The sequence below is a fragment of the Pseudobdellovibrio exovorus JSS genome (genome assembly GCF_000348725.1).
Lineage (GTDB): Bacteria > Bdellovibrionota > Bdellovibrionia > Bdellovibrionales > Bdellovibrionaceae > Pseudobdellovibrio > Pseudobdellovibrio exovorus.
In genome coordinates, this window is sequence record NC_020813.1 from 1,994,525 (window position 1) to 2,006,782 (window position 12,258).

Below are 12,258 nucleotides of genomic sequence, written 5' to 3' on the forward strand. Positions count from 1 at the left end.
TATTACGTCCAACGTCCTTTGAGATCTTGTAGATAAAAATACCTCTCAAAGTGTTCGCTGTAACGTGACCATGAGTCACCCGTTTCACGTTCATCCTTAATAAAACCGAACATAGTGTCCATTTTAGAGTCCAACTCATCAATAGACGCCACCACAAAGGCCTCCATAATATAGGGACGCACCGGAGACCCATATTCAAGTTTACCATGATGTGACAAGACAATGTGCTTTAAGATCTCTCGCAGATCTTCTGGAAAGCCCAAAATGCGTTGAGATTTACGATCAATTAACTCACACGCAAGTTGCATGTGCCCAAGTAATCTTCCCTTATGCGAATACTGAATTTGCTCGCGATTGATTTCGAGCTCCCAAACTTTACCAATATCATGAAAAATAGCTCCGAAAATCAATAGATCTTCGTTCAGATAGTTGTAGTGCGAGGCGACTAGTTTCATCATCTTACAGATCGAAACGATATGCTCTAATAAACCACCGCGTTTAGCGTGGTGAATAGATTTCGCAGCGGGAGCCTTTAATAACAACTCTTTGATTTCATCATCTTGTAAGCTATCCGTCAGAATTTGACGTATAGGTGGAGATTGTACAGTGGAAACAATCGACATCATCTCGGCAAATAGCGCGTGGACATCAATTTTAACATCTTCTAAAAGGAAATCTTCTTTTTTGAATTGGTTCTGATCTGCTTTTTCAAGTTTGTGTACAATAATCTGCTTACGCCCTTGATATACTTGCACCAAACCTTTTACAGAAATTAAATCACCTATATCAAATAAGTCCGAAATTTCGTCGACACGATCCCATACACGCGCATCGATATGGCCACTTTTATCACCTATCAGTAAACTTAAAAAAGCGCGGCCATTTTTGCCAGTGCCTTTGACTTTGTCTTTCACAAGAAAAACACGATCCGTAATGGGCTCTTTATCGTTTAGAAGTTTAATTGAAGTGTGTTGTTGCATCAAAAATCACCTACGCATAATTCTTGAGTGTATCTAGAGTCTGTAATTGTCAGTTGTGTTAAGTTAATTTGATTCCCCTGACGGAACACCAATAGATAGCGACCTGCAATGACAGGTAAGTAACGCAGATCTGTCGTGTTCAGCTTTAAGAAATCTTCTTTTTGCAGGCTCGTGAAACTTTTTTTGATATCAACGAACTTACCACACCCCATACCGAAGTTCTCATCGTCAATAGTACGCAAAGGGCTATTACTGATAAAGTAGAGATGCTGTATTTCTGGAAGTGATTCAAACTGCTCTTTCGGAAAGTTCATAAAAAAACTTCCATCACCCGTTACAACATTTTTCAAATCGATATCACCACCACCTTTAGGCAATTCATATCGAATGATCGGTTCAGCTAAAACATTTTCACTAATACTTGTGAACTGAATTTGCAGAGGAACAAGAATATACTGCGGTGAAAAACTGGTGGCCACTTCAGCCATCAGCTTATCTTCGATTTCAACCATCACTTGCTTGGGAATCTGAACCTCACGAGCTAAATCTTTTACCTGAATCGTAGTTACATCCACAGTCTTTTTTTCTTTAAGACAGCCCGTAAGTGATAGAATACAGATCAAAAATATTAATCGATAGTTAAGCATCAATTAACCAAACTTTTAGCCTCGAAAACAGGGTTAAAATTCTGAATCGTAATAAAGTGATCTTTGAGGAAAGCACGAATATCCGCCTGAGAATTTTGACGAATCAATTTATCCAGCTTCAACCAATCACGATAAAATATCTGTTGTCTAGAGTCTAATAACTGGATCTGTTGTGAAATATCGCTATCTGCGTTGACCTTCAGTTTATTTTGGCCAATCAGTAGATGATTTAGCTCTGAGTTCAGATCTAAATTTGAAGATTTTTCTAACGTCACAGCCTCTTTACTGCGCTCTTGAGAATCGAATAGCAATAAATTCAACTGATCACGATTTTGCGGGTTTGAAATTTTAGCCACGTTATTAGCCACAAACTCAGTAGCAGCGCTTTTTTGAGATACTTCTAAGTAATCATGTAATTGGAACAAGATCAGCTCATCCCCTGTAAGAAGCTTTTTAGCTTCTTCACGCGCGACCTGAAGATCTTTCCACAGATACGAATTCTGCGGCACTAAAGGCGGCTTAATAAACTGAGCCGCCAATTGGCAAGGTGTATTCAAGAACTGACGTACAGAAACTTTAAATAACACATCATTAGCAGCTTCATGGGCCAACACGATCTGAGACAAAAGGAGTTCTTTTTTATAATCGTAATAAACTGTTGTGTACTTTTCTAATAAGCTCACTAACTCAGCACTGAATTGCGCGCGGTCTATCGGTGCCATCGCATGATAAGACTGTGTCATCCCGACTAAATAGCGACCTGACTTTTCTTGATTAAAAAGATTTTTAAATTGATTGTAAGCCTCTGTAAAACGACCACTCACCAAGTAAAGTAGAGCTTGATTTTCACGTGTTACTAGTGACGTCGCATCTGAAGAGGTCGATTTAACTAGAGCCTCTTGCGCTAACGAATAATTTTTTTCATCAAAAGCTCTAAGAAAGTTAACCAGCTCCATACTTGCACGTTGTGTGTGGGATAAGGACTGCTCTTGTAAGTAACTGATATCTTCGCGAGTAACCAAATTCATTTTAGACAGCAGTGGATACATCTCGAGTAAGTCAGGAAGAATACGGCGTTGAACCGCCACAGGTAAACGCGCAAAGGCCTCTGCTGCTTTTTGATATAGCCCTTGATATTTCAACTTGCGCACATTGATGGCTAACTCTTCTTCTTGCTTTTGTAGATTACGTTTTTGAATAAAGCCATACCCAAAGAAGCCACCGAGTACTAAGACGACGGCCACAATCGTTAAGCCAATCACTTTGCCCGAAAATACACTGACTTTCTTTTGTACCGCGGCATCTGTTTTAACCCCATAAACCCGTGTTTTTTCACTTCTAACAGGTTGGTATTCAGCCGCATTATTTAGGATTTCTTTAACGATATCGATGTCTTGTGTATTGGAATAATCTTTATTGTCGAATGAAATATCGGTGAACTTGTTTTCTTCTTTTTCTGGAACCAACAAGGATTCATCGATTGTTTTAGAAACACTTTGATAGGTCTTGGTACTTTCTTGTCTAGCATCGATCTCTTTACGCATTTCTTCAACAATGCCCTTAAACTCAGGGTTTTCGCGTACGTAAAGCCAACGTGTCTCTGGATCACGAATTTCGTCAATTAAAGACAATTGTTTTTTACGGATAAGATCAGTTACTTGATCAAACGTATAGGGCCCTAGAATTTTGCTCTCGGATTTAATCAGCCATTTTTTCTCTGAGTTTTTTTCAAGATACATATTCTATCCCATCAATAAAACATCTAAAAAGGCGCTCGGGTTAACAAGAGTTTCAAATCATCATTCGTTAAGTAAATACCCGCTCCGAAGAAGTTCGACTGAGCACCTTTTTTATCCAAGATATCGTTGTATCCCGCTGTCAGATAAAGCCCATAAAACAGACGATAGTTCAAAGTGGCACGCATTTGTAATTTTTCAAAATCATAGAAATCCATGCCCGCTTTTAAGTTGCGACCTAGCATGTGATAATCGATACCAAATCCACCTGTATTTTCAAAAAGACCTGCTCTAAGAGTCCAATCGAAAAAGTTTTTGGCAAAATAAACCGTGAATGTCGATTTGCTTTTAAATGTTTTAGTTTCGGTGTACGAGTTCCCACCGCCACCACCCGGAGTGATATTGTACTCTGTTGTTTCCACAACTCCCGCAGGATCCGTTACTACACCAACATAGTAGTAGCGATCCAGACCTGGTTGAATCGTGATACCTACGCTTGTACGAGTTCCTTTAGCTTCACTTAAATAGTATCCGTTAAAGTCTACGCCAGTTTCGATACGCTCAGCCGCTCCCACCAGACCACTTAAACCTTCAATCGCTGAAGATACATCTTCAGCTGTTTGTTCGTCTGAAATCAACTTACCAATCGTACCTTGACCATTATTAATTTTAGTTGTGATTTCTTCGATGTTTTTCATCGAATTATCTAAGCGGGACATCGTGTGCTTCCACGTAGATTTAAAGCCCTGTTCGCTTTCATCATTGATCAATTCATCTAATGTAGAGGTGATGCTACCCACCTCGGCGATGATCTGACTGATTTGTTCTTTATTTTCACCAGTCATCTGAGATAAATCAGCCGTTAACTTTTCAATATTCAAGACGATACGGCCTAAGACATGTTTATCCGTACCATTTTCAGAAACGGCCTCTTGTAGATTCTTAGAGACTTCTTTTAATGATCCGGCCAATTCAGTGATTTGCCCCATGACATCATCAAGGCCACCGCCTGATTTAACATTCAGGATTTGACCGCCATCTTCCAGTTCCGGATCACCCACATTACCGGGGAAAATTTCGACACTTTTATCACCCAAGATCCCGTTCGCCTTCATCGCCACCGCAGCAGAACGAGTTAAGCTGACATCGGATTTAACAGTGACATCGATACGAGCCTGACCATCCTGCAAACGAATATCTTTAATGACACCTACTGGAATACCAGCGGATTTAATGGCAGAGCCTTTAACTAATCCTTGGGCACTTGGTAAAAGAAACCATGCTTTTTTAGAGCGACCCAAATAACTTGGATCATCGCTTACTTGCATAGACATAAAGGCGATCAAGCCGCCGATCAGAACTACTAATAGTCCAACTTTAAACTCTGGCGATTTTAAAAAACTCACTCGGGAATCTCCATCATGTTGTCAGTTCTCAGTGTTTTATTCCTTTATCAACAAATCTTCTAACCAACTCGTTATCCGATTTATAAAAATCATCTGCCGTTCCTGATAAAAGAACCTTCCCCGCATCCAACATCACAATATAGTCCGCGATTCGAAAGGCAGCTTTCAAATCGTGGGATACCATTATAGATGTAGTTCCAGGACGAGCCTGGTGCGTTTCTAGGATTAAATTATCTACCATTTCCGTCAGAATGGGATCTAATCCTGTCGTCGGTTCATCATAGATCAGGATTTCTGGATCAAGGGCGAGCGCACGAGCTAGACCAGTACGCTTCTGCATACCACCCGAGATCTGACTTGGTAGTTTATGATTATGTTTCGGATCTAACCCCACCATCGTTAATTTTTCTTGGGCTATCTTTAAAACCTGCTCTTTTGAAAGATGGCGACGATGCTCTTCTAAGGGGAAGCATACGTTTTCTAATACAGTCATATCATCGAAAAGTGCGGCACTTTGGAAAAGCACTCCATAGTTACAACGAAATGCAGTCAAGGCATCATTATCTAAAGAGTTCAAATCAGTCCCTAGAATCGACACATGACCAGAGGTCGGGCGATACAATCCTAACATGTGCTTCAACATCACACTTTTACCCGTACCAGAGAAACCAATAATAGAAGTCAAACTCCCTTTAGGAATTTTTAAATCAATACCTTTTAGGATGAACTCATGTCCATCGAAACTCTTTTTTACATCATCTAGAACTACGGCGTATTCTTTTGCTGTGCTCATTAACCAATCCCTGTCATCACGTAGAAAATACGAATTAAATTCATCAAGAAGTAATCTAGGATAATGATGCTCACCATACTGATCACGACTCCGCGGTTAGTGGCTTCACCCACACCTTTTGCTCCGCCTGAGGTATTAAATCCTTTGTAGGTACAAATAACGGCGAAAACCAATCCGAAGATCGCAGCTTTAATCAAACCTTCATTAATATGACGAACTTCAACTGTCGCTGCGATTTTAGACATGAAAACCGCGTGATCTAAACCAACCAATTTAGTACACAAAATCCACGACCCAAACATCGCCATGAAATCGAACAATGCAGTGAGCAGCGGCATACAGATAATCGCCGCTATCAAACGTGGAGCAATCAAATACTGTTTCGTATTCACACCCATCACATCTAACGCATCCATTTGTTCATTCACACGCATCGTTCCCAAACGTGCCGCCATAGCTCCACCCGCACGGGCGGCTACGATCAAACCCGTTAATACCGGACCTAACTCGCGTGAAATCCCCAAAGCCACTGTCGGACCAACAAGATCCACCGCATTGACAAGTTTAAATCCTAAGTAAACCTGAAATGATAACGCCAAACCGGTAAAGATACTTGTTAATGTGATAATTCCTACGGATTGATTTCCGATGAATTCCATGTGCTTTAAAACTTCGCCATAGCGATATGGTTTTACAAATAGCAATCGCAGACTTTGCCATGCAAAAATCGTAATCAGTCCAACTTCACGCACACTCGAAACAAAACTATCTACAACAACAGAAATAGTTGTATCAATTTTTGCAGCCCATCTTTGTATCCAAGTGGTTTTAACGTTTTCTTCACTCATGTTTTTTTCAATCCTCTAAAGTGTCTTGGCACGCGCTCTCCGACAGACGTCAGCGTTTCCCACACAATGGTATTTGTATGCAGCGCCTGTTCCGTTGCCGACAAAAAGTTGTTCTTATCATCGTAACCAAAAAGAATAACTTCCTCTTCAACCCATTGTTCCGGAGTTGTTTTTTCCACAACATCCGTCGCATCTAACATTAAAAAATCCATACAAACACGTCCCACGATAGGAACGCGTTCTCCGTTCAATAGGGCATATCCCCGATTTGAAACTAAACGATGAATCCCATCCGCATAACCAATGGGAACAACAGCTATATACGATGGCCGCTGAGCTACCCATGTAGAGCCATAGGATACCGAATCACCTACTTCAAGACGTCGCATATTATTCACAACGCTTTTCAAAGACATCACAGCCCGAAACTCTGCTGGCCCCTGTAATTCATTTCCTGTGTAGCCATACAACATAAGACCCGGGCGAAATCCCCACTTCTGTTGCAGTAATAACTTATTAGGATTTTCAATCTGAGGACCACTTTGCAACTGTGCAAGGCCGACTATACCACCCGTATTCAAAAGATGTGCGTACACATCCATATCTTTGAAGTAATCAAACACCTGTGAAAAAACTTGAGTTTGACGAGCAGACTGTCCTAAAGCGGACGCCGCATCTTCACCAGAGGTAAAATGAGTTAGTACCGCTTTAAGTTTCAACTTTTTAGAATTTGAAAAATACTGACGAAGCTTTTCGGCCTCGCTTGGAGCAAACCCTAAACGACTCATCCCCGTATTGAACTTCAGATGAATTTTCATAGGCTCGTCGGCTACCGCTTCTAGATGTTGAATTTGTTGCCACGAACTCACGACAGGAGTCAGTTGATACTCCATAATTTTTTCAGCACCACGCTTATCAAAGCCACGAAAAACTAAAATATCTGTTTTAATACCAGAAGCTCTTAATAAAAGGCCTTCTTCAATCAGACAAACACCTAAGACATTAGCCCCTTCTTTTTCAAGGGTTTTACCGATTTGAACGTCCCCATGGCCATAGGCATTGGCCTTAATCATAGGACATATAAATCGATCATCTGCCGCAATCTTTTTAATCTGGTTCCAATTAAAGATCAGATTCTCAAGATTAATGTCGGCATAGGTCCGTCTGAACATCTCCATAGCTAGCTCACGTATTGACCTGAAAGTCAGGTTGGTGATCTTTAGGAGCTTTATAAATGCAAATCTTGTCTCCGCCTTTAGTTATAATAAAATCTAAAGCTTTGCGAGCTGAATCATTTAGACTTTCTGCTGTCTTAGTTAACGAAGGATATTCGCTAATACCTTGGCTGACAGTTACAACAAAACCCGCCTTAGAAAAACTTTCGCCTTTTAGGCGCTGACGTAATCGATCTGCACGCAAAGCTGCGCCTTTTCTATTACAGTTGATCAGCACCAAAGAAAATTCATTTTCGGCTGTTCGACAAATGTAATCTGGTAAACGGCTGGTTTGTTTAATGACATCAGCCACCTTTTTGATGATCTCGTCACAGAAAGCTTTGCCATGACTGACTTCAATTTCGCGAAAGATATCAATCGCGACTTTAACTACAGAAATAGGAGCAAATGTTCTTTTCGATCTATCGATTTCTTTATCTAAAATTCTTTTATAAAAAAGCTGATTGTAAAATCCAGTCAAAGGATCTTCCACATCTAGATTTTGCGGCTGAGCTTCTAGGGTGATCAAATTGTACACCAAACTCATAAGTGAAAAATCTTCCGCTACCTCTGCAGAAATATCTTGAGGCGTGATCAGCAGGCCTTCAATTTCATTCTTTAAAAGTAATGGCATAACTTTCAGTGTATCCACACCCCATTTGGCTTTTATATATTGCAAAAAGCTTTCAGGATATTCACCCAATAAAATTTTGTCGTTAAAATCTGATTGAGAGGATGGAATTTTATAAGACAGGCCTTCAACCCACTCGTCTGGCATATTCTGACTTGAAACAGAAATGTAAGTCTGAATAGAGCTGACGTACTTTAAGAAAGCCCATGACTGACTAGCTGTCTGCCTAAAGAACATTTGAACCAGTTCTTCTTTGCTTTCAGCAGCACGATATTCGGCTATGCGTGTTTGAAAAGGTCGAGCCTGTGGACCCATCTTCTGCTTTTCATTTTCTTCTTGCAGGTATGCCAGCTCTCCGGCTGTGCCTTTATAGGTATTGAACAGTTGTTCATTTTGGTAAAGACGATAGAGCGTTTCACAGGTCTGATCTACAGACATACAAACTTGATCTACGACGACACCTTCGGCGCGGTTAAAATACTGAACCATGTTGTAATCGCGATAGTCATTCAATTGCGATAGCACTTCTGACTCAGCTAAACAAAGCATTCGTATTTCAGAAGACGACTCGAGTACTTTTTGGAAAACCTCAGAAAGAGGAGTCACCAAGGCCGCTTGATCCAAAACAATCACATGGGGAGCTGCACTTTGTACACGTTGAAACATCTCTTCAAAGTCCGAGAAAAAATGCACATCGTATTTCGCCATTCCAAGAGCAAACTTAAGACGACTTCCCAAATCTGCATCTTGAGAAAAAACGAAAACGCCAAATTCAGGTGCTACTTCACGGATATTCATGATTTTTCTGGCCGCCGTACATTCACTTTAAATTCATCTACCTGAAAATTCTTTTTTTCTAATTTAAAATTAGGCTTATCCACAGGGGCACCCATTGAAGACAAGCTGATCTTTTGTGGAGTCAGGTTTTTCGCAATAAAATCATCTTGATCAGCCACAACTGATTCTTGTGCCGGTTCGGATAAGGGTTCATTATCAAATTCATCCAAGGCCAAAGCTCTTTCAATATCAGATAGATCAATCTTTTCGTCCTGAAGAGCTAGAAATTGATCTTCAGCCAAGTCGCGTTTGATCGTAGGTTCTTCATCCAAAATATCTTGCACGTCTGCGGGATTGGCTTCTAGTTCGTATGAAGACACTGTTGAAGACATGGTGACCTCTTCTTCTGCCTCGTCGGCCTGACTTTCAATCGAATAAAAACCTGTCGGTGGTTTTTTGTAAGTGACAGAATCTTCTTTTACTAGAGGCACGGGAGTTGCTGCTGCATCTTCATCCAGAATTTTCTTTACTGATGCTTTTTCTGGCATGGGAGTTTCTGCTAACTGCACAGGAGATCTGTCTAAAGTCAGCGGATTCATCATGGCCGCTTTGCCTGTCATCCGCCCCAATGTGTCTTTGTAGATTTGTTCGCGCTCTTGTTTTTTGTAGCGCTCGATACGTCTTTCTAATGGATCTAAGCTGTAGAACAGGACAGCCAACAAGATACAACCGAAACCTGCGATAACTCCGACAACCGACCACGGAACCGCAAAGCCACCGATCACTTTACTTTTCAAGGCATAGGAAATGGAAACGAGGTTAGTTCCCGCCACTTCCTCTTTAGCCACGATGTATTGCTGACCCGAAGATAGACGTGTTTCATCTGTTAACGTGGCGATATAGTCAGGCTCTGTATGCGCGGCTAACATATTCTCAGTTGTCGCCAGTAAAGAGGTACTGCGAATTCCGCTACCTAAATCGAAAAACTTTTGGAAGTAATCAGCTGCGCCGACCACTGCCAGTTCCTGAGCGCCTGAGGTTTTAAAACGTAAAATCAAAAACTTAGAACCACCACGATCTTGAAAGAGCTGTACCAATATCGGTCGATCAGCCTGAGCGCGATTGATTGTCAGAGCTTTATCTAAGTAGGATGTATTCCAACGCTCAGCTATCGTTCCCGAGCGCGCGATCATTTGCTGCACATGTGGCTTTCCAGAAACCATGTCCACTCTTGCGATAGCGAAGAAAGGATCTAATTGAACCCAATTGATATTGGCTTCATCCATCTGTAGCTCATACGACGAAAGCGTGTTTCGCAACTGTGAAAGCTGAGTGGCCACACCTGTTTTAAGAAGTCCTACCGAGCTTCTTAAATTGGTCTGCATCGAAAAAGCTTTTTCATCCCGAAAATAGTCGTTGAGCTTGTAAACCACTGTGGCCAACAAGATAAAAAGAACAATTGAAATTTTTAAGACAAGTCCTGTCTTATTCGATAGTTGCGTCCGTGCTTTATTCACTCTTATATTCTAGGGTTTTTTTTACCCATGAATCAACCTTTTCAGCTAATTTAATTTTGGACAAACTGACTTTTTCGCCCTATTTTAGAAGTTCTTTTTAAGAGGCCATAGAACAAGCGATAGAATATGAAAAAAGAAACTGATGTTGTCATTATAGGCTCTGGCATCGCGGCGCTGGCTCAGGCTCTGAAGATCTCTTCAGACAAACGCGTTCTTATTTTAACAAAAGACAAAGTTCCATCGACAAATAGCTCTATGGCTCAGGGTGGAATCGCTGCCGTTGTAGACAAAGGCGATAGTTTTTCTAGCCATATTGATGACACCTTAACCGCCGGAGCTGGACTCTGCCGCGCTGAAGCGGTGCGCAATTTCGTAGAACAAGCTCCCGACCGCATCCAAGAGCTTCTGGACTGGGGAGTTAACTTCGACACGGAACTTACACGTGAAGGCGGCCACTCAGTTCGCCGCATTTTACATCACGAAGATCAAACCGGAGCCGAAATCCACTCTAAACTTTGGCAGCAGGTTAAACAGCGTTCGAATATCAGTATTTTAGAAAATCACTTTGCCATTGATTTGCTTGTGAACAAAAAAATTGAACAATCCTTAGTTGGCCCTACCGGCATTGTGGGAGCCTACGTTCTAGATAAAACGAGCGGCGAAGTTAAAATTATCAAATCCACGGCCACAATCCTTGCCACCGGAGGCGCGGGTAAAGTCTATCTTTACACGTCCAATTGGAGCGGCGCCACTGGGGACGGAATCGCAATGGCTTATCGCGCGGGAGCCCGCGTTTCTAATTTAGAATTCATGCAGTTTCATCCCACATGTCTTTACCATAAGGACTCACGTAACTTTTTGATCAGTGAAGCTCTGCGCGGCGAAGGCGGCGAGCTGATTAACTCTCAAGGTGAAGCCTTTATGAAAAAGCATCACCACATGGGCTCACTGGCACCAAGGGACATTGTCGCTCGCGGTATAGATGCTGAAATGAAAAAATCAGGTGAGGCCTGCGTTTACCTTGATATGACTCATAAACCGGTAGAGTTTTTAAAATCTCACTTCCCTCATATCTACAACAAATGCCTTGAGTATGGCATTGATATGGCCACGCAACCTATACCTGTAGTTCCCGCCGCCCACTATCTCTGCGGCGGAGTTGTCACGGACATCTATGGAAAAACTGATCTTCAAGGACTTTTTGCTATCGGTGAAACCGCGTGTACAGGGTTTCATGGAGCCAATCGTCTTGCCTCGAATTCACTGCTAGAATGCCTTACCATGGCCCATAACTGCGCTCTTCATTTACAAGAAAACTGGGCAGAATTAGAAGCGGCCACGCAACTGGTTCCCGAGCCTCAACCATGGGAGCGGCCAGAAGAAACTGACTCTGATGAAATGATCGTGATCTCGCACATGTGGGAAGAAATTCGCCGCTTGATGTGGAACTATGTCGGTATCGTGCGCTCTACAAAGCGTCTGCAACGCGCCCAACATCGCTTAAAAAATATCAAAACTGAAGTAAAAGAGTATTACTCCAACATGAAGGTTCACGCCGACATTATCGAGCTTCGCAATATCGCTATTGTTGCAGATTTGACAGTCGAGTGCGCTCTGCGCAGACACGAGTCAAGAGGCATCCACTTTTCTTTAGATTATCCAAAGACCGAAGACCAGAGTCGAGATACCATTCTGTAAGCTTATTTGAC

Annotated in this window: 10 protein-coding genes; 1 reads left to right on the forward strand and 9 read right to left on the reverse strand. The window is 41.8% G+C overall.

Annotated features, from left to right (window positions below):
• Positions 1-2: 2 nt before the first annotated feature.
• Genes A11Q_RS09925 through A11Q_RS09965 form a run of 9 tightly spaced genes read right to left on the reverse strand, consistent with a single transcriptional unit; the run spans position 3 to position 10,549 of the window.
• Positions 3-980, reverse strand: coding sequence for a 3'-5' exoribonuclease YhaM family protein (locus A11Q_RS09925; protein ID WP_015470675.1), 978 nt, complete (start codon positions 978-980; stop codon positions 3-5).
• Complete coding sequence (locus A11Q_RS09930) at positions 980-1,627, reverse strand: hypothetical protein (protein WP_015470676.1); 648 nt, start codon at positions 1,625-1,627, stop codon at positions 980-982. The genes A11Q_RS09925 and A11Q_RS09930 overlap by 1 nt, the downstream gene beginning before the upstream one ends.
• Positions 1,627-3,366, reverse strand: a complete 1,740-nt coding sequence (locus A11Q_RS09935) for a YfgM family protein (RefSeq protein ID WP_015470677.1) — start codon at positions 3,364-3,366, stop codon at positions 1,627-1,629. Before A11Q_RS09935 ends, A11Q_RS09930 begins: the two co-directional genes overlap by 1 nt.
• A 23-nt stretch (positions 3,367-3,389) precedes the next feature.
• The gene (locus A11Q_RS09940; RefSeq protein ID WP_015470678.1) at positions 3,390-4,769 is read right to left on the reverse strand and encodes an MlaD family protein; all 1,380 of its coding nucleotides are present in this window, start codon (positions 4,767-4,769) and stop codon (positions 3,390-3,392) included.
• 28 nt (positions 4,770-4,797) lie between these two features.
• Positions 4,798-5,562 (reverse strand): ABC transporter ATP-binding protein, encoded by a 765-nt coding sequence (locus tag A11Q_RS09945; RefSeq protein ID WP_015470679.1) that lies wholly within the window; start codon positions 5,560-5,562, stop codon positions 4,798-4,800.
• The gene (locus A11Q_RS09950; protein ID WP_015470680.1) at positions 5,562-6,410 is read right to left on the reverse strand and encodes an MlaE family ABC transporter permease; all 849 of its coding nucleotides are present in this window, start codon (positions 6,408-6,410) and stop codon (positions 5,562-5,564) included. The genes A11Q_RS09945 and A11Q_RS09950 overlap by 1 nt, the downstream gene beginning before the upstream one ends.
• Positions 6,407-7,588 (reverse strand): alanine racemase, encoded by a 1,182-nt coding sequence (alr, locus tag A11Q_RS09955; protein ID WP_015470681.1) that lies wholly within the window; start codon positions 7,586-7,588, stop codon positions 6,407-6,409. The genes A11Q_RS09950 and alr overlap by 4 nt, the downstream gene beginning before the upstream one ends.
• 7 nt (positions 7,589-7,595) lie before the next feature.
• Entirely contained in the window at positions 7,596-9,053 is a 1,458-nt protein-coding gene (locus A11Q_RS09960) for a GGDEF domain-containing response regulator (RefSeq protein WP_015470682.1), read from the reverse strand.
• Positions 9,050-10,549 (reverse strand): hypothetical protein, encoded by a 1,500-nt coding sequence (locus A11Q_RS09965; RefSeq protein WP_015470683.1) that lies wholly within the window; start codon positions 10,547-10,549, stop codon positions 9,050-9,052. The genes A11Q_RS09960 and A11Q_RS09965 overlap by 4 nt, the downstream gene beginning before the upstream one ends.
• Before the next feature lie 126 nt (positions 10,550-10,675).
• Here A11Q_RS09965 and nadB point away from each other — a divergent pair, with 126 nt between their 5' ends.
• On the forward strand, positions 10,676-12,247 hold the full coding sequence (gene nadB, locus A11Q_RS09970) for an L-aspartate oxidase (RefSeq protein WP_015470684.1): 1,572 nt from the start codon (positions 10,676-10,678) through the stop codon (positions 12,245-12,247).
• Positions 12,248-12,258: the final 11 nt, after the last annotated feature.

Coding starts and splice junctions, on each gene's coding strand:
- A11Q_RS09925 (WP_015470675.1), bottom strand. CDS start 980: ATGCAACAACACACTTCAATTAAACTTCTAAACGATAAAGAGCCCATT.
- A11Q_RS09930 (WP_015470676.1), bottom strand. CDS start 1,627: ATGCTTAACTATCGATTAATATTTTTGATCTGTATTCTATCACTTACG.
- A11Q_RS09935 (WP_015470677.1), bottom strand. CDS start 3,366: ATGTATCTTGAAAAAAACTCAGAGAAAAAATGGCTGATTAAATCCGAG.
- A11Q_RS09945 (WP_015470679.1), bottom strand. CDS start 5,562: ATGAGCACAGCAAAAGAATACGCCGTAGTTCTAGATGATGTAAAAAAG.
- A11Q_RS09950 (WP_015470680.1), bottom strand. CDS start 6,410: ATGAGTGAAGAAAACGTTAAAACCACTTGGATACAAAGATGGGCTGCA.
- alr (WP_015470681.1), bottom strand. CDS start 7,588: ATGGAGATGTTCAGACGGACCTATGCCGACATTAATCTTGAGAATCTG.
- A11Q_RS09960 (WP_015470682.1), bottom strand. CDS start 9,053: ATGAATATCCGTGAAGTAGCACCTGAATTTGGCGTTTTCGTTTTTTCT.
- nadB (WP_015470684.1), top strand. CDS start 10,676: ATGAAAAAAGAAACTGATGTTGTCATTATAGGCTCTGGCATCGCGGCG.